Origin of the sequence: Nostoc sp. DedQUE08 (assembly GCF_034530895.1) — a bacterium.
Classification (GTDB): domain Bacteria; phylum Cyanobacteriota; class Cyanobacteriia; order Cyanobacteriales; family Nostocaceae; genus Nostoc.
The window spans coordinates 21,721-38,998 of the sequence record NZ_JAVRCD010000055.1 but is presented as its reverse complement, the minus strand read 5'-3'; the positions used below and the strand labels follow the sequence as shown (position 1 = coordinate 38,998).

The 17,278-nt window shown below is 40.8% G+C and carries 12 protein-coding genes; 2 read left to right on the top strand and 10 right to left on the bottom strand.

Annotated elements, in window-relative coordinates:
- Positions 1–616 precede the first annotated feature (616 nt).
- Both RMY64_RS28335 and RMY64_RS28330 read left to right on the top strand, forming a co-directional pair.
- Entirely contained in the window at positions 617–1,621 is a 1,005-nt protein-coding gene (locus tag RMY64_RS28335; protein WP_322688870.1) for an SDR family oxidoreductase, read from the top strand.
- Positions 1,622–1,852: 231 nt separating this feature from the next.
- On the top strand, positions 1,853–3,046 hold the full coding sequence (locus tag RMY64_RS28330) for an MFS transporter (RefSeq protein WP_322701733.1): 1,194 nt from the start codon (positions 1,853–1,855) through the stop codon (positions 3,044–3,046).
- Positions 3,047–3,244: 198 nt separating this feature from the next.
- Here the strand turns inward: RMY64_RS28330 and RMY64_RS28325 are convergent, their stop codons facing one another.
- The 10 genes from RMY64_RS28325 to hepC all read right to left on the bottom strand — a co-directional run bounded on the left by RMY64_RS28325 (position 3,245) and on the right by hepC (position 16,568).
- On the bottom strand, positions 3,245–4,234 hold the full coding sequence (locus RMY64_RS28325) for an adenosine kinase (RefSeq protein WP_322701732.1): 990 nt from the start codon (positions 4,232–4,234) through the stop codon (positions 3,245–3,247).
- A gap of 151 nt (positions 4,235–4,385) precedes the next feature.
- On the bottom strand, positions 4,386–6,035 hold the full coding sequence (locus RMY64_RS28320; RefSeq protein WP_322701731.1) for a GMC family oxidoreductase: 1,650 nt from the start codon (positions 6,033–6,035) through the stop codon (positions 4,386–4,388).
- 238 nt (positions 6,036–6,273) lie between these two features.
- Positions 6,274–7,407, bottom strand: a complete 1,134-nt coding sequence (locus RMY64_RS28315) for a glycosyltransferase family 4 protein (RefSeq protein WP_322701730.1) — start codon at positions 7,405–7,407, stop codon at positions 6,274–6,276.
- Between the two features lie 32 nt (positions 7,408–7,439).
- The gene (locus RMY64_RS28310; RefSeq protein ID WP_322701729.1) at positions 7,440–8,909 is read right to left on the bottom strand and encodes an O-antigen ligase domain-containing protein; all 1,470 of its coding nucleotides are present in this window, start codon (positions 8,907–8,909) and stop codon (positions 7,440–7,442) included.
- Between the two features lie 121 nt (positions 8,910–9,030).
- Positions 9,031–9,960, bottom strand: coding sequence for a glycosyltransferase family 2 protein (locus RMY64_RS28305; protein ID WP_322683742.1), 930 nt, complete (start codon positions 9,958–9,960; stop codon positions 9,031–9,033).
- Positions 9,878–11,080, bottom strand: coding sequence for a glycosyltransferase family 4 protein (locus RMY64_RS28300; RefSeq protein WP_322683741.1), 1,203 nt, complete (start codon positions 11,078–11,080; stop codon positions 9,878–9,880). The genes RMY64_RS28305 and RMY64_RS28300 overlap by 83 nt, the downstream gene beginning before the upstream one ends.
- A gap of 187 nt (positions 11,081–11,267) precedes the next feature.
- A complete protein-coding gene (locus tag RMY64_RS28295) occupies positions 11,268–12,260 on the bottom strand; it encodes a glycosyltransferase family 2 protein (protein ID WP_322673814.1) in 993 nt (330 codons plus the stop codon).
- 37 nt (positions 12,261–12,297) lie between these two features.
- Positions 12,298–13,485 carry a glycosyltransferase family 4 protein gene (locus tag RMY64_RS28290; protein ID WP_322683740.1) on the bottom strand — a complete coding sequence of 396 codons (1,188 nt, stop codon included), beginning with the start codon at positions 13,483–13,485 and terminating at the stop codon, positions 12,298–12,300.
- A gap of 187 nt (positions 13,486–13,672) precedes the next feature.
- On the bottom strand, positions 13,673–15,523 hold the full coding sequence (hepA, locus tag RMY64_RS28285; RefSeq protein WP_322701728.1) for a heterocyst formation ABC transporter subunit HepA: 1,851 nt from the start codon (positions 15,521–15,523) through the stop codon (positions 13,673–13,675).
- Positions 15,524–15,860: 337 nt separating this feature from the next.
- Complete coding sequence (gene hepC / locus RMY64_RS28280; protein ID WP_322701727.1) at positions 15,861–16,568, bottom strand: heterocyst development glycosyltransferase HepC; 708 nt, start codon at positions 16,566–16,568, stop codon at positions 15,861–15,863.
- Between the last annotated feature and the right edge of the window lie 710 nt (positions 16,569–17,278).

The following is a 17,278-nucleotide window of genomic DNA, read 5'->3' as shown; positions in this document are numbered from 1 at the left end:
TTTTCACCCCCCTTAATCCCCCCGATGCATTGGCTACGGTGTACACACAAGTCACATTACCCCCCTTAATCCCCCCTTGTAAAGGGGGGAAACAGGAGAATCTAGTTCCCTCCCCTTTACAAGGGGAGGGTTAGGGTGGGGTAAAACCTTGGGTTTTTCAGCTATTTCAGACTTGTGTGTACACCGTAGGTAGGATGCATTGGGAGAGACTAAATAATCCAGTTCCCTCCCCTTTACAAGGGGAGGGTTAGGGTGGGGTAAACAAATATTCGATACACTACTACAGACTTTTCAAACATCCTCTGAAGTAAGTAAAAGGCGACAGCTGAGATTTGGTGAGATTTGTTGACCAAGTTCTTGATGTTTATTAGTCGAAAGTCTTAAAAGTCTAGAAAATGCTTACATCTACTACCTGCGGCGCTTTCAGATTCCCCAATAGACAGAGAAATGCAACCGTAATAATAATTAACATATATATGTACTATAAGAGTTATTAAGAAATATTTTTAATAACAACTGATACTAACAAAGCGACTGAATTACCTATTGAAGCTAAAGTCTTTAACATTCTCGAAGCCAATTCCCAATCCCTAATTTATTTTAAAACGTAACACTTATGCAATTAAAGCCAATCAATCAGCAAGTCGTTTCTGTCGTCGGAGCCTCCAGCGGGATCGGACGTGTCACAGCTCTTGAGTTTGCTAGAGGCGGCGCAAAAGTCGTAGTCTCGGCTCGGAGTGAGTCGAAGCTAAAGTCTTTAGTGGAGGAAATTCGCGGCTTTGGCGGTGAGGCAACTTTTTACGTAGCTGATGTGGAAGTATTTGACCAAGTTAAAGCGATCGCAGATAAAACTGTGGAAGTGTACGGGCGACTCGATACATGGGTACATGTCTCTGCGATCGGCATCTTTGCCACTTTCGACAACATAACACCAGAAGAGTTTAAGCATATCATTGATGTCGATCTTATGGGACAAGTGTATGGTGCAATGGCAGCCCTACCCCATTTGAAGCGTGAGGGACGGGGGGCACTAATTCATGTCTCTTCAATGGAAGGTAAGCGATCGCTCCCCTACCAAAGTGCTTACTCGGCAGCCAAGCACGGAGTCGAGGGCTTTATCGAAGCCATGCGCCTTGAGTTGCAACATGAAAAATGGCCCATCAGCGTCACGAGTGTGAAACCTGCGGTGATCGACACTCCCTTTTGGAATAATGGTCTGACGAAATTAGGCGTAAAGCCTTCGGGGATACCACCTTACTACAACCCTAAACTTGTAGCTGATGCTATCCTCTACGTAGCCGAACATCCAACTCGTGACTACTTAGTTGGGGATGTAGCTAAAATATTAGATGTGGTACAGCGCATCTCACCATCATTAGTAGATTCACTGTTACTGCTCGTCGGCTTCGATTTACTACGTTCTTCTGAGCCAAAATCTGAAGATGCACCAAATAATTTTTACCAACCTGTTGCTGAAGACGACAGAGTTAACGGAGATTATGGTCACTTAGTTATACCTAGCATTTCCGACTGGCTAGAAAAAAATCCGCTTCTTCAGTGGGGTGCGATCGCTGGTACAGCAGCATTAGCGTTTTTAGCAGCTCAAGTATTCAAAGATTAAGGATAAATAAACTTTTCGGAAAATTTGCAATCCATTTTTTACAAGGGTTTGAGAGAAATCATTGCAAACTTTTTAGCAACATAGTGATGAAATGTTGAGATAATTACTAATAATGCCATTTGGTAGTTATAAAAAGATTTTTCATTATTCATACTTTGCACAACCAGAAGTTTCTTGTAATTAGAGTAAATCTCAGCAGTCAAATTTTCCGATCCAGGAGCATTCCAGCCAATGACAGACTATCAACGCACCTTACCGCCTCTGTGGATAGGTTCGGCGATCGCTTTCTATGCCTTTATTGCCATTGGCATTGCTGAAGCAGGATTAGGAGTTCTTCTGCCCTCCATTCTGTCTACTTATAACTTGACTCCCGCAACCGTCACCCCGCTGTTTCTCAGTCAAATTAGCGGCTACATTCTGGCAGCATTCACCAGCAGTCTGGTGAGTAGTCGCCTGGGGTTAGCGCGAATGCTGTTGATTGCTGCGGGTGCGCTGACGATGGCACTGACGATCTATGCCATCTCACCCTCTTGGTTTCTCATGGTTGCCACTGGCTCGGCGTTAGGATTAGGCATTGGGTTGATTGATGCAGGCATTAACACCTACATTGTGCAAGATTCCCGCAGTGCCAGTTTGATTGGTTTGCTCCATGCTTTCTATGGTATTGGCGCTCTTTCAGGCCCGGCGATCGCTACTACTTTGTTAGCAGTTGGCATGAACTGGCGACAGGTTTATGGGGTATTAGCCGGGATTGTCAGCTTATTAATTGTGAGCGTGCTGGGTGTTATCATCTTCAACTACACACCAATGACAGTACGGATATTGCCATCAAAGACAACTGCTTTAGAAAATCTAGGCAGAGCGCTGCAAACTCCAACAGTACTGTTAACTGGGCTACTTTTGCTGGTTTATGTTGGCACTGAAGCCTGCATTGGTAACTGGGCATACACTGTGCAGTCTGTCGCTCGTCACACTCCCACGCTGATTGCTGGTTACAGCGTTAGTGCTTACTGGGTGGGATTAACATTAGGACGTTTCATCTTAGGTTATTTCTTGCGATCGCTTGGGGCGGTGCGCACAATCAGTATGTCGCTCAGTCTTGTAATCATTGGATTGCTTGCTTGGTGGCAACTGCCAGATCAATGGATTAGCTTACCGTTGATTGGCTTTGGGTTGGCAGCCATCTTTCCTGCAACCATTTGGTTAATCCCTCAACGATTACCAGATCCCCATGTTCCTGCGGCTGTTAGCATTGCCACTAGTGCTGCCAGTTTGGGGGCAGCGATCGTACCCACTGGAGCAGGCTGGGTTGCAAGTTGGACAACTTTAGAAATCATCCCAATGTTGATGCTGCCATTGGCGCTGTTAATGGTGGGCTTACATTGCTGGCTGGTACAACATTCGCTAACTGGCTTTTCTCGTTAAGTCTCAAAAAGCTTACCCATATTTGTTACCCAAAGTATCTAATACCCCCCCTAACCCCCCCTTGGAAAGGGGGGGAAATAGTCTCTTAAAGCCTCTCTTTATAAGGGGGATATAGTTTCTTAAAGCCCCCCTTTATAAGGGGGGTTGGGGGGGTAATGTCAAAATTTAATATGCTATACGATACTTTTCAAACATCCTCTAAGCAATAACTAATGCTTTTAACTCCTCAGTTTTTAATCTTGGCCCATAGCATGTAACAATCTTAGAAGCTGCGGCCGATGCTAATTTTCCGGCTTCTTCATAGCTCATACCTTGGGTAATTCCATAGAGGAAAGCTCCTGCATACATATCTCCTGCTCCTACTGTATCTACAGCTTTTACTTGAGGTGCAGCGATTTCGATTAATTTCTGACCGTCAAATACTACTGAACCCTTGGAACCGCGAGTAATGGCAAATTTCTTACTCAGGGTTTTTAGTTTGTCTACAGCTACTTGAAAATCTTCTGTATCTGCTAGTTCTAATGCTTCACTTTCATTAGCAAAAATCAAGTCTAAACCAGACCCAATGATCTCTAATAAACCATCTTTAAAAAATTTCACCATGTTGTAATCAGATAGGGACATGGTAGTTTTTACTCCCGCTTTTTCAGCTATTTCTCTAGCTTTTATAGCTGCTTCTTTTCCTGTAGGAGAAGCCACTAAATATCCTTCTATATATAGATATTCTGAATCAGCGATCGCTGATGATACTAATTCTTGTGTAGAAAATTCTCCAGTAATTCCCAAAAATGTATTCATGGTGCGATCTGCATCGGGAGTTACTAACACCAAACATTTACCTGTAATTCCTGATTGGCGATCGCCATTTTTTAAGTTGGTATCTACCTGAGAGTTGACTAAATCTTCGATGTAAAAGTCTCCAAATTCATCATTAGCTACTTTGCAGGAATAAAAAGTTTTTCCTCCTAGTTGACTAATTGCCACTATTGTGTTTGCTGCTGACCCTCCACAACTCTTATGGCAATGAAGATTTTTGAGATTTTCCAAAATATGATTTTGACTGTCTTCATCTAGAAGTGTCATTACACCTTTATCAATCTTTAGCTTTTGTAGTAACTCTGGAGATACTTCGTATTCTATATCTACTAAAGCATTACCTACACCATAAACATCATATTTCTTGCCCATTGTTTATCTCCGAGAATAATTTCTATCTGACTTGAACAGAACTGATAATAACAGATAGGCAACTCCTGGTATAGTTGCTTTATACTGGAGTTTAAACTAAAAGCAGGCGATCGCTACATCTAAAACGTGACGATTTTACACAAAGTTATACTTAGTGAGACAATTCAGCTTTCAGATGGTCTGCCAATCGAATTGCCAAGGCGATAATGGTCAGCGTCGGATTAGCATAGCCTCCTGTAGGGAAAACAGAGCTACCTGCCATAAATAAATTAGAGATGCCGTGAACTTGACAATTTGCATCGACTACTCCTTGTTTCGGGTCGTGATGCATACGCGTTGTTCCCATATTATGATGGGTACTAAGAGAAGCAACTGGACGATCTCCATCTAATTCAATCTGCAACTCACCCAGTCCGGCGCTAGCAAACTCTTGTGCAAATACTAACTGCGATCGCTTCACACTGCAAATATCTATTTCGCTCCAATAATTAATTAATTTTGCTTGCGGACAACCCAGTTTATCTAGTTGATTACTGAGTGTTACCCGATTATTTGGATTTGGGGTTTGTTCAGTTTGGCTGAGAACTTCAAATTTTGTATATTTCTGTTCATTACCTTCACGCTCAGACCATCCTCCATGACTCAAATCAGGGAATAAATATTCTTTTTTAAGATTATATTTATACCAATCAGCGACTAAATCATCAATATTAGTTATGACATTTTGCAAATGCTGATGAATATTTTTAGGTAACTGTCTTTGTCGAACTGAAGAGAACAAAATTTTTGCAGAAGCCTTTGCCGCCGATCTATACCTTTCATCTCTGGGATATAACAACGCGGTCATATTTAGTAATTTATCGCGGCGCATCACTTGTTCCGTTAGAGCAAATTTCCCCATGACTGTGACATGATTCACGCGGCGTAAATCATACAAAGCCATCGAATTAAAGATTTTGCGATTTTGGGGAACAAGCATACCACAACGGATAAAAGGATGATCCATGAAGAATCTACCCACTAAATCATGTTGATTGCCTAATCCATTCTTTTGAATTTTGTTTGATAGTAATAACAAACGCGCGTTTTCAATCCCACCTGCGGCTAAAATAAATACTTTTGCAACAACCCAAAATTTCTTACCCGATAAACAAGCAACTTGCACGCGTTTCACTGTTTGAGTTGTTTCGTCTGCCTCAATTTCTACCACATTGGCGTTGAGGAATGTAGTTATATTAGGAGATTGATTGATTTGATGGCGATATTCATTGGTGAAAATATCGCGCGGGCCAAACTGAAACATACTGGTAGTAACTCGGTCGCTTGTGAAATGTATCCGAGGAGATTGAGCATTTTCCCAAGCTTCAGCTTCATAAGCAAAAGAACCGAGTTTACAAACTGCTTGAGCGCGCTCATAAAATGGATTCAGGTGAGATTTACTAAAAGGCCAGCCACTGTATGGAACCCAATCTCGTTGTTCAAAATCTATTGCGTCTAACGGTACATGCCTCAGACCAAGTTTATTTTTATTAATTTCAATATTCCAGACATTAGCCATTCCACCAAATTGACGATGACGCATATCTTGTAAGGGTGGAAAAGGATCTCCAACCGTTTCACCTTCACCAAGAGATGCAGTTTCTTGATTAAATTCCAAATCACCACTTTCTAGTAAGCACACTCGAAAGTCTTGCCCAATTAATTCTCGTGCGAGTGTAATTCCTGCTGGGCCAGCACCAACTATACAAACTTCCGTATTGATAATTTCATCTATTGGTAATTTGCGGCTATCAATCAACATTGATTTAATTCCTTTTGCATAAATCTTTTTTATATTGTGCAGATGTATAGAAGGTATTAATTATGAGGCGTAAATGTGTTTGTAGTAAGGACTTTAGTACTGAATTTTTAAGCACTAAAGTGCTTACTAAGCTAATCAACATTCAAGTTGTATAATCAGGGCGGGCAAGATGCCCACCCCACAAGATGTTGAGAAAATTATCATCTACAAATTAGATGTGTTTTAGCTTACAAACCTCTCAAAACTTTTGTGATAGAGGGCTAGGCATTGCAGAACGAATTGCACTAATAAAATTTTGGGCATAATTCTGTGTTGAAAAATCGAGGGCGCGTTGTCTAGCAGCAACTCCCGCACTTTGGGCAAATTCTTGCTCGTCAAGATAGCGGAGAATTGCGATCGCTAATTTATCCGCATCGCCGTAAGGTGTTAATAGTCCATTCATGCCATCGGTAATAATTTCTGTCGGGCCGCCTGCACTGCCAGCAATTACAGGTTTACCCAATGCCATTGCCTCAATAATCACAATCCCAAATGGCTCATTATCTGATGCATGAACAAATACATCCATCGCCTGCACCCATTCCGGGATATTACGCTGTAGTCCAGCCATAATTACTTGGTCTTTCAAGCCCAAAGCGGCGATTTCGGCTTTTAAGAAGTCCTCATAATCTGGTTCTAAATCGTGCTTACCGCCAACCACCACACAATGGGCATCGGGATACTTCTGTAAAATTTTGGGCATTGCTTGCACCAATACGTGCATTCCCTTCCATCGTTGCAATCGTCCCACAATTCCAATCAACGGCCCGTGTAAGGGTAAGCCTAATTTTCGCCGTGCTTCTTCAGGAGTTGGTAAAGCATTCGGCTCAAATCGGTCTAATGCGACACCAGGATAAACCAAAGGTGTTGGTCTGTGGGGCCAAATCTCTGCCTGTGCTTGCTTGCCATCTTGCGAAAGAGTGATAATTGCCCGCGCTGGGATTAAAGTAGCGATTCGTACCAACCAAGTTTTATCGCTAGGTACTTCTAGTTGATACCACACAGCAGGCAAGCCCGCCAACATTGCCGCCAAACCTCCCGATATATGCACGATCCACATCCAATTGACAATTATATCTGCACGTTCGCGGCGGGCGATCGCAGCAATCCGCAAAACAGCGCCAATAAAACGGTGGATTTGGCGTAAACGTCCACTTTCTACAACTCGCGCATCAATACCAAGAGACTTTACTTGTTCCACCATCGGGCCGTTTTCTAAAAATATCACCAGCCACTCAACACCAGCATTACGTCCCTGTTGCACCAAATCCCAAAGCATCATTTCACCACCGCCTCGTTGCTCGGCCAGTGGCATAACAATAATTACTTTCATAATCTATAAAAGTCCTATTTAAGTGATAAGATTTATGAGATTCTCGATTTCTTAGAGAAGTTAGGAATATTGGAGAACATCTGAGGATTGCTATAGTACTTATGTCCTGCCATAGCCATAGCTAAAAATCCCCAAAGAATCATTCCTGAGACGCTCAACATGCCGCTACCGATAACTAACTGTGAAGCAGAACTGATCCCAATGGCGCGGGCAGCACTGACAAAACTATCAAAACGACCTTCACCATAACTGCTAACAGTAATAATCAAAAAGATTAATCCACCCATATAAAATATGCCTCCAAACCAACCAAGGGTGAAAAACATATCTAAAATGCCACTATCAATTACTACTACTTCAATTTGACCAGTTTTTTCGTTGACTTTCCAAATATTTCCTAAGCCGTTACCTAGACCATTAGAAAGGGCTAAACCAAGATTTCTGTCGTAAGTTCCCGATCTATCTTTAAAGCTGCCATCTTCTTGAATATTAGAAAAAGTTTCAAAACGTGCTGCTACTACTCCAGCAATTGGTTCGATAGTTGTTAATGGCACAACACAAATAGCCATGATCGCAATTATGGTAATTAAGCGCATTTGAATTTTGGCTTTGACTGAACCCATAATCATAATTATTCCAAATAACCAGCCTCCCCAATTAGTACGTGCTTGTGTTAATAGAAAAGATAAATAACCAACAGCCGAAGCCGGAAAAATTAAGCTTCCTGAACCGGTGAATAATAACAGTAACCCAGCCTGCATAACAGAACCAAAGGGGCCGACTGAGTGTAATGTACTCCAGACGCGCATCCCGAAAGGTACAGGGTTTCCAGAACTCATGAATAATTTTGATTGTATGAGCCAGTACCTATCCCACTCAGGAGCTACCACAAATTGATATACGCCATAAGTTCCTAAAATCAACACAGACCAGAGAAATGTTCGTTGAATGTTCTGACGATAGCTGGGATAATCTCGCCAGTTAATAAATAAGTGAAAAGCGAAAATAACCGGACTGAGCCAATCCATCAATCCGCGTGCTACAGGGATAGGTGGGTTGTAAATTAGACCGATGAGAAAGCCATAGAAAACTCCGATAAAAGCCAAAACAAACGGCAAACCCCCTTGGCGAGAAGCGCGGGGAAAATGTCGCAAGAATGTTGCTATAGTTATAAACACCACTAAGTAGGGTGCTATCAGCATTTGACGGCTAGCATCCCAACCCACTCGATAATCAACTAAGCGAGTCGCTAAGGGTGTGAGAAACCAAATCCACCAGGTAAAGCCAATGTAGAGAATGGGATGCCGCAAGTATAAAAATAAGGCTACTACTAAAGCTGTCGCTGGGAAAATTAGGCGCAATCCGGCAGTAACACCACCAAAATAGCAAACTACAGTTAGTAATATAAAGCCTGCGATCGCCATCCAACCCTGTAGCGATCGCTCTTCGGGAGAATAGTTTTCTTGTAAAAAACTATTGAAAAGTATCTGCTTAGAATTCATTCAATTTTAGATTTTGGATTTTAGATTTACGCATAAGTAAACCCAATGGCTTCAAAAGAATTCAAAATGAAATAATCAATCTACAATGACGAATGACAAATGACAAATGACAAATTACGAATTACGAATTACGAATTACGAATTGTTTATATCCCTGCCAACGTCCACGCCAAGATGCTAATAACTTTTTCCCTGCCAACTGCCCTTGGGTAGGTAAAAATCTCAGCCATTGTACTAAGCCCAAACTATCGCACGTACCCACAAATACTGCCCAGAACAAAAATGCAATCCGGCGGAAAAATGACAAATGCTCTAGTAAAACTAAGGTTTCATTATGGACTAAATTAATAAAGGCAATTTCATTAAAATTATTTCGCTGATCTTCATCAAAACGTTGTGCCGGAAAATGATCTACAGCAACGCGAGGATCGTAAATGATCTTCCAACCAGCCCGTTTTAATGCCAGGGTGAATGCCATTTCAAAGTGTACCTGCGCTCCAGTACCGCGCATCCGCTCGTCAAAGCGCAGTTGTCCGATAGCTTGGGTACGAAAACTCATGTTCACGCCCTTGAGAATATCGACTTCGCGGGGTTCTCCCACTCCCAGGTGATGGTTGCCAATGACTCGCCCAAACCACTGCAACTGTCCCACTACTGGGCGGGACTCATCTTCTAATTTGCTGCCGTGGTATATCCAATCACGCCCTCCCAGTCCGCCGAGGCGACGATCGCAGGTAAAGTAAGCCGCAATCCGCTCTAACCAATCCGGGTGAGGTGCGGCATCATCATCAGTAATGGAAACAATATCGCCCTCCACTGCTGCCAATCCGGCGTTGAGAGCTGCTACTACCCCCGGTTGTGTCACTTTCACGGGATGCAGTGGCAAGTTGTGCGCTGTGTATTGAGCCAGAAATTGCCAAGTTTCTGCATCCGTATCGCGGACAACCACTATCACCTGATCGACTGGTTTAGTTTGCTCCTGTAGCGCCAAAAGGCAGCGTGAGAGGTCTTGTGGACGGCGATAAGTCGGTATCAGAACGGTGTTCCGCATTCTTGCTTAACTCCTCGAATAAATCCACATAAGTTTGTGCCATAGTAGTCCAGCTGTGTTGTTCTGCCACAGAACGAGCAGCTTGACTCATTTGCTGCATGAGCATATCTACACTTACCAAGGACATCATCGCCACAGCTAAAGCTTCGATATCATTTGAGTCGGTTAAAACGATGCCACATTCTGGTGTCACCAACTCTGCACCCCCGGTAGCTGTGGCAGTAATTACTGGTAGTCCTGAAGAAAGTGCTTCTAACAATACGAGGCTACAAGCTTCATATCGGGAAGGAAAAATAAATAAATCTACTGACCGCATAATTTCGGGGATATCGCGGCGAAATCCGACAAAATGCACGCGTCCACTTAACCCCAAAGAAGCCGCTAGTTGTGGGAAGGGACTACCTTCGATATGACCTACCACCGCCAGATGTAAATCGGGAACTTTCACCAAGGCGTGTAAGACTGTATCTAAATTCTTTCTGGGTGTGCGGATGTCTCCAGCGAACAGGGCTAGGGTGACATTCTCCGGTAAACCTAATTTTTGGCGATTGCTTGGGCCAGGGGTAAACTCTTCTAGGTCTACACCATTGACAATTACTTTAATTCGAGAACGCGGTACACCAATGTTGACTAATTCTTGGGCTACCTTTTCAGATACAGCCACCACAACCTGCGCTTTTTGGAAAGCTTGTTTTTCCCAACGGGCATTAAAAGCCGTAAATAGCCATTGGTAAAAACCATATAAATCGCGGCGGTTGCGAGAAATATGAACAGGCGATCGCAACCATGAACTGTGGACAAAATGTACAGCATTCACATCAGCCGCGGCCAGATTAATTGCTCCATTGACTTTAACTAAATCAATGTCAGAGCGATGTTTACGTAACCAATCTGCACTTTTTTGGGCAAAGATGAAATTACGCACAAATTCTGTAGGATAGCCTTTGACTGGAATTTTAACCCAATTAACTTGGCTATTTTCTTCTAGTTCTGGTGCGACTTCACTAGCTAATAATATCAAGTGATGACCGCGACAAATTGCTTCCTTAGCAACCTCATAGTTTACCCGTCCTTGACCATCACCTTTTTTTATTTTATGAGTAACAATACAAAGTTTCATACACTATTTCCTTAAGGATAAAATCCTTGAATTACCCCTCCCCAACCCTCCCCGTATGTATTGGGGAGGGGACAAGATTTCAAGTTTCCCCCCTTTATAAGGGGGGATTAAGGGGGGTGGGGTCTATTCGACTTATGCAAGAGGTCTTTTTAACAAATAAATTCCTCAACTCAGAGATATTGAGATATTATTTCGATACCCCGATTAACTTACTTGTTAAAAATCGCGGCGTAAAACTAAGACTAAGTGCTGCCATAGTTCGCACATTAAATTTTTGTTGATTCAGCGCTTGCCAAAAATAAGGGCGTGCTGCGGCTATCTGTTCGCTTCGTAGCAAACCAATTCCCAAAGTAGTATTAGCTTCTAACCATTTCTGCTGAAAATGAGTTCTAAATTCCTGTAACCGAGGGTCTTCCATAAATACTTGATAGCAAAACATTTCGCTTTTAGCTTTACGAATTTTTGCTTGCACATCTCGACTACCACTGAGCATAGTATCAGTTTGCTCATGGGCGCGATATCGCGTCAATTTTTCAGGACAATAGTAAGCACCATAACCAGATATACAAAATAGATAGGTTAAATATAAATCCCACATTCCACCAACTTCTGAAGGAATATTATACCAATCCACCAAATTATTGCGAATTACACAAGATGCAGCAGTAGGTATACTTTTATCTACCAATCCAATTTTGAAAAAAGGTTTATAAATTCCTTTTGCTAGTTTATCTCGCTTGTAAGCGCGTGTGTTTTCTTCAGTACCAGTATGATTAATTATGCCATTAGCATCTATAATGTATTGGTCAGAAAAAGCGAGAATCAAATCAGAATTGGCTTCTAGTGGTGGTACAAGCTTTGCTAAAAAGTCTTCATGCCAAATATCATCGTCATGTAGACTAGCAACATATTTACCTTGCGCCATTTTAAAGCCATACTGCTGATTAGCTAACATTCCCATATTTTGCGGATGCTGCCAAAATTTGATACGTGAATCACCAAAAGATGCGACAATTGCTTGGGGATTTTCGGAACTACAATTATCAGAAATAATAATTTCAATATTTTGATAAGTTTGTTTTATTGCACTTGCGATCGCTTGCTTGAGATAGTCTGGTCGATTATAGGTGGGGATAACAACGCTGACTAAAGGTTGTTGACATTCTTGATGTAATGACATATTTTTCTCCCTTGATATTTTCTAAGTAAAAGATGCACTATTTGATATTTTTAACAAATTCAGCTTCTTGAACTGAAGAGATACTATATAGTTTGTTCGCTTGGGAAGGAAATTCAGCTATTGTTTTTGCATAAATTGTTTGGAGATTATTTACATGAGCAGCCATTGTAAATTCCTTCATCAATAAAGTATGACCTTGCTCACCCATGTATCGGCTTTTTTGATAATCTCTATACAATTCATTAATAGCATCAGCCAGTTTTTGGATATTATTGCTTGGAACAAGAATACCCGTTTCTCCATCTTGTAAATGTTCTGGAATCCCTCCGACTGCACTACCAATTACAGGACGACAACGAGAGTATGCTTCTAGAGTTACAAGACCAGCAGGTTCAGGCCAAACACTAGGAAAGATGACTGCAAAACACTGTTGATAAAGTTTATCTAATTTATCTGAATCGCACCAACCATGCCAAGTGATTCGTTGATTCAATCCGAGTGTGCTTGCTAATTTTTCTAACCGTGGTCGTTCCCAACCTTCACCTGCAATATCAAGTTGAATTTTTGGATCTGTATGTATTAAGGTTTTGAGTAACCATTCCAGACCTTTATCAGAAACAATTCGTCCAGCAAACAAAATTCGATGATTTTGATGTACTTCCAAGCTTAGGGGTGAACTTGCTGTTTCTGGTATAGAGATTCCACAATGTAGCGTTATAACTTGTTCGGGAGATACACCGTTTTTAATTAACTCTTGGCGCACATATTCGCTATTCGCAATGAAAGTAATTTTTAGCCTTTTCAAGACATCTAAAAACTGATGAGTAGTTTGAAGTTCTCTAAGAGTTCTTAAAGGTCTACGGCTACCACATTTATCTGCTAATTTACCCCAGGTACATCCTAAGTAAGAGAAGTTGCGATCGCAGATTGTCCGTTGTTCTGCTAAATACTTTGTGCCGCTAGGGCAGTAAAATGAGTGATTATGAACGCTGAAGATAGCAGGACATTCGCCTGTAAGCTGTAATAGCAAATCTGCACTGTGGATGTGTAGCAGTTTGAACTGACTTTGATCGATATTTTTAAGCGATTTTAACACGCGATCGCTAACATCAGGTGGCCGATGTTCAAACAGAGAAGCTAAATAAGTTTCAACACCTCCACTCCCACCGACACCGAAACTTGAGCATTGATAGATTAGGTCTTTGTCAAAGATTTCCTGGGACATATTTTCTATGATTTTTAAGTATATAGGACGAACTTTAATAACTTATCCATAAAAATAATAAGTGTTTAAAATCTTATTATTTGACTATTATTTTGGCAAAATTATTGATACATATTAGTGATTGACGGCTGTAAAGATATACAGCCGATGAATATGTTGTAATGACTTTGGTAATTAGATGTTGTTTCTAATCTGGCTGCCTTAGTTCATACTGCATTTGATGATATTTCCAAAGCTTACCTTTTAGTTCCAATAGTTCTTGATACTTACCTTGCTCTACTATCCGTCCCTGTTCTAAAACTACAACTTTATCTGCTTTAGAAATAGTAGAAAGACGGTGAGCGATCGCAATTACTGTTTTACCAACAGATAGCTTTTCTAATGAATCTTGAATTAAGCGCTCAGATAGCGAATCTAAGGCGCTAGTTGCTTCATCCAAAATTAAAATTTCTGGGTTCCGTAGTAAAGCTCGTGCAATCGCAATTCTCTGTCTTTGTCCTCCAGATAACCTAACACCGCGATCTCCTAATTGGGTATCAAAACCTTCAGGCATTTCCAAAATAAATTCTAATGCATTTGCTAGTTTAGCTGCTTCTTGAATTTCCTCATTTGTCGCCTCTGGAGTCCCGTAAGCAATATTTTGCCAAACATTAGTATTGAAGATAAAAGTATCTTGACTGACAACAGCTATTTTGCGACGGAGAGAGTTAATTTCAAACTGCCGGATTTCGATTTCATCAATGTAAATATATCCATCTGTAGCATTATAAAATCGAGGAATTAAATCAGCAAGAGTTGTTTTACCAGCACCAGATGCTCCGACTAACGCTGTCATTTTTCCCTTTTCAATCGTCAGGGTAATATTATGCAGCACTAAATTTTCATCATCATAGCCAAAATCCACAGATACTAAATCTATTGACCTCTTTAATCCCTGAAACTTAACTCTGCCATTTTGAAAGTAATATTTTTCATCACTTGTCAACAGATTTTTAATATTGTCTGCTGAACCATGTAAAGTGCTAAGATATGCTCTCGTGCCATTAATATCTTGAACAAATGGGATAAAGCGAAAGAGTACAAAGAAAAAGGTTAGCAAAGAAGCAACTTGTAGCGTTCCATTAGTGACAAGACTAGTGAATGCCAAAATAATCATTCCGATCAATACTGTAGTAGCTACTCCTTCGGCAATTGGCTTCACAAGTGTCCAGGTAAATACAACCTTTGTTGTACTACTTATTACCTTATCGCTAGCTTTGTAGTAACGCTGACGCTCAAATTCTTGAGTACCACAGGAATGAACAGTGCGAATGCCATTAATAAATTCTATGGCTGTTGATGTAAAATTAGCATTAGCAGTTGTCATGCCAAAACTTGATTCTCTGACTCTAGCATTTAGATTTGACAACCCTACACCTAAAAGGGTAAATAACAATGCTGATATTATCGTCAATTGCCATGAAATTAAAAACATTGATATTAAGTAAACAAAGGTTGTTAATCCTCTAGTTACTAAAAAAGCTCCGCCACTAAAACCTTGTCTTATCCTTTCAATCTCTGTAGTAATTGTGTTAATTAGTTCGCCAGAGCGAGTTTTGCTGAAGTAACTTAGCGATAATGATTGTAACTGTTCAAAAATTTGCTTGCGTAAGCGATCGGCAAGATGTAGTTGAGATAATTCAGTATAAACTTGAGAAAAATAATTGAAGGTGGCACGTAACCAAGTACTCAATAAAATCAGCAAAGATACCCGATACAAACGATTAATTGCTGATGTCTTGGCTCCCAAAATCCAAAGATCGAACCATTCTATTCCTGTTTGGACAGGTTGAGCGTTGGGACTAGTTAAACTTTGCAAAAATGAAAGTAAAAAACCAATACTTACACCTTCAAAAGTTGCCGCCAAAATTGAGAATATCAGAGCTAAAATTGCAATTTTGCGAAAGTGTTTAAATTCTCGCAATATCAAATAGTTGTCCTGCCAAAAGCTGCTAGCTTTGAGCAGATTACTGAGTGGTTGAGGAAGCTGGAAATTCATGGATTTTATCATAATAGTTTGGCAAGGTAGATAGACCTCTATAGATAGATACAGAGTTCAGAATGAGCAATAAAACCCTGATGTAAAGATGCGATTTATCGCGTTTGGAAAACTAATTACCTAGAACCGGATGCTACATAAAGAATTTTTTTGAGCCTCGGTGCCATAAATGAAATCATCAATTATCGCACCGATAAATTACAGAGTTTGGCTATCCAGATGTAACAGATGAGACTATAATGCGGTTCGGATCAGCACTTTTGATATCCGTTGTGGTTTGGGAAAAGGGCAAAGGGTAAGGGGTAAAGGTTTGAATTCACCTTTTTCCTTTGTCGCTTTAACCGAACTGTATGGGGTGAGACTGTGCCTCTACTTCCCAGGAAGCTGTAATTTCTGGTAATTTATTTACCTGTACTGCATCTTCCAAAGTCCAACAACGAGATCCGGTTAAACTCATGTCACCCCGTAGCACGTTAAATAACTGTGGCAGATTGTCGAGATTGTATTTACCCATCCAACGCTCTAGCGGTGTGTTATTGTGGGTGCAAAAACTCCTTGCTTGAAAGAGTTTACCTCGTTCCCCAACACGCCATTCATGACAAAAAAGTGGCCCTGGCGAGTAAACCTGCATTAATACAATTAATCCCAACATGACTGGACTTACTAATAGCAGCAATACGAAAGTAGCAATCCAATCAATTACTCGGTGCAATTGTCTGAAAGGTTGGTTAGGTAATTTATTGCCAGCAGGTATGCTTAGGAATATTGGTTTTTGAGCTGCTTCACATGCATCTGCCCAAAATTTGAGCAAAGTCTCACCCAATTTTGGATCTATGCTGACCAAACTTACTGGAGAATGTTGTAAGCATTCTACTAGCGATCGCTTATTATCTAATGAAGCCAGGTATGGTTGTTTCACTCCTCCAAGCGGCTTCACCAACAGCTTACCCCGCCGCCACAGGAGTGTGCAGTACCCACGATTATCTTGGTGTGACTGGGTTACATCATATAAATTCTCTAAAGTTGGAATTATTGAAGTTGTCATAATGTCTTTGGGTTTATACAAAAGTGAATTACTGAGGCGTTATCAAAGGCTATCAATGCCAAAGACCCAAATCCGAATCTTGTTGTAAGTCCAAAAAGTTGGAGAGAATTGACGGCAAAAATATGCTATAGTATTTGCCATTCAGCCAAGCACATATTGCGTAGAATTCTGCTGGTGTAGAGATTTACAAATTAGACAGATACTAATTACATAGGTAGCAATCCTAAATGAAATTGTGAAAATTTTTGTTATGGTCGTCCTTGGTCATTTGTCCTACCCTGCGGGAAGCCGCTGGCGCGTCTACGTAATTGCAAATAAGAAAGGACAAAGGACAAATGACTAATGACTAATGACAGCCAACTCCAAAAATATTTCACAAATGATTTAGGACTGCTACTATTAACATTCATGGACAAATCTTGATTTTCCGGAAACTACTGACAGTAGAGAAGTGTAGAGGGAAATTACCCATGAATCTATATCTACGTTTAATTACGCTGAGGTGTTCATTGTCTCGATAGATTTAAAAACCAGTCTGCTCTTGTCTTCTAGCCTTTATGAAGGTGCTTTAATCTCTAGAATATAAGACTCTGTAGAAATAGCGATCGCTCAAATAACTTCTTTATTTATTCTTTAAAGAGTCAGTGATTTCTCTGAAAATTCATAAAGATAGCATAAATATACTGAATTCTTCCCGATAGCGACAAAAT

Excerpts from the sequence above, each read along its gene's own strand:
- RMY64_RS28335 (WP_322688870.1), top strand. The coding sequence starts at position 617 with ATGCAATTAAAGCCAATCAATCAGCAAGTCGTTTCTGTCGTCGGAGCC.
- RMY64_RS28330 (WP_322701733.1), top strand. The coding sequence starts at position 1,853 with ATGACAGACTATCAACGCACCTTACCGCCTCTGTGGATAGGTTCGGCG.
- RMY64_RS28325 (WP_322701732.1), bottom strand. The coding sequence starts at position 4,234 with ATGGGCAAGAAATATGATGTTTATGGTGTAGGTAATGCTTTAGTAGAT.
- RMY64_RS28320 (WP_322701731.1), bottom strand. The coding sequence starts at position 6,035 with ATGTTGATTGATAGCCGCAAATTACCAATAGATGAAATTATCAATACG.
- RMY64_RS28315 (WP_322701730.1), bottom strand. The coding sequence starts at position 7,407 with ATGAAAGTAATTATTGTTATGCCACTGGCCGAGCAACGAGGCGGTGGT.
- RMY64_RS28310 (WP_322701729.1), bottom strand. The coding sequence starts at position 8,909 with ATGAATTCTAAGCAGATACTTTTCAATAGTTTTTTACAAGAAAACTAT.
- RMY64_RS28305 (WP_322683742.1), bottom strand. The coding sequence starts at position 9,960 with ATGCGGAACACCGTTCTGATACCGACTTATCGCCGTCCACAAGACCTC.
- RMY64_RS28300 (WP_322683741.1), bottom strand. The coding sequence starts at position 11,080 with ATGAAACTTTGTATTGTTACTCATAAAATAAAAAAAGGTGATGGTCAA.
- RMY64_RS28295 (WP_322673814.1), bottom strand. The coding sequence starts at position 12,260 with ATGTCATTACATCAAGAATGTCAACAACCTTTAGTCAGCGTTGTTATC.
- RMY64_RS28290 (WP_322683740.1), bottom strand. The coding sequence starts at position 13,485 with ATGTCCCAGGAAATCTTTGACAAAGACCTAATCTATCAATGCTCAAGT.
- hepA (WP_322701728.1), bottom strand. The coding sequence starts at position 15,523 with ATGAATTTCCAGCTTCCTCAACCACTCAGTAATCTGCTCAAAGCTAGC.
- hepC (WP_322701727.1), bottom strand. The coding sequence starts at position 16,568 with ATGACAACTTCAATAATTCCAACTTTAGAGAATTTATATGATGTAACC.